This window comes from Methanospirillum sp., assembly GCF_035406105.1.
Taxonomy (GTDB): Archaea; Halobacteriota; Methanomicrobia; order Methanomicrobiales; family Methanospirillaceae; genus Methanospirillum.
On the sequence record NZ_DAONKG010000284.1, the window covers coordinates 1,531 to 2,629 of the forward strand.

Sequence of the window (1,099 nt, forward strand, 5' to 3'; positions counted from 1 at the left end):
CGCTCTTTCCAATTAATTTTCGTAATGGTTGAGTTCTGGCAAGATTCTTCATTGCAAATATCATATCTTTGGTTTGTAAAATAGAAAAGCCAGTCAAAGAAATAAGCAGATGTCAGAGTTAAAGGCACAGCAAAAAGAATCTCAAACCTTATGTTGGTAATAGTTAAAAATCCGACAATTCCGGTCCAAAGAAGAAGATAGACTGTATCACTTTTCTGCTTGCGTATTCCGGTAATGAGCAGGAGTAATAGTCCGGGTATGAGCAGGAAAAGCATAATATGGTAATTAAAAAAAGCAACATCAAAATTGAGTGGGTGGTACTCAGCTATCGCGAAGTTAGTCGGGGTGGAGTAAAAAAAATCATACACTCCATTTAGCATCCTGGGAGCATAACTAATGATGAGGAGGAAACCCATAAATATTAAGGATAATATTGATAAGAAAAAAGCTGGAAAAGTCTTTTGATGGGAGAGATGCGTCTTTTCTATGATTATCTGAATAGCCAGAAGGAAGACTCCGAATAATGGAGGTATCATAAGAACTGAAGCAAGAGAAATAGGATCGAAGATGAATGGAATCTCTCCTGTTTTATCTGGTGTAAAGAGCAGCAGAGTAATTATTGCTCCAATACATGATGAGATACCAATTAAGATAGTGAACGGAAGGAGAGGTTTTGTTAGTTTTATGAGTTGATAACCAGCAAGGATTATAAAACATGTGGTGATACCTTCCGCAATAACCATAGTCGGTGCATTGATCATACCTAGTCCAAGCATCAACCCAGTGATCCCCCCTCCAAGGATTGCAATTTTAAATTCAGTGCCCCCTTCACTAGAGTACAGGCGATTGAAGGAGAATATAAGGGAGAGGGAATATGCCAGCATGAAAAAAGATTCGAAGATATGGTGGTCAACGTATCCATACATGGACCGAATCAGGTAACTTCCCGGCATAACTGCTATAAGAAGTGCTGCCGTAATTCCACACAATTCTCCTTTGAACTCTTTTCCAAACCAGTATGTAAGGGGAATAATCAGTATTGCAGCAAGTACCGGTATCTAGGAGACGAAAAGGATCATTGCCGCATTTCCTGATCCTG

Annotated in this window: 1 protein-coding gene; it reads right to left on the reverse strand. The window is 39.2% G+C overall.

Going from position 1 to position 1,099, the window contains the following annotated elements; translation table 11 throughout:
- Window positions 1–1,058, reverse strand: a 1,058-nt coding sequence (locus PLA23_RS12430) for an STT3 domain-containing protein (protein ID WP_324475386.1), incomplete at its 3' end; no start/stop codon positions are given.
- Window positions 1,059–1,099: the final 41 nt, after the last annotated feature.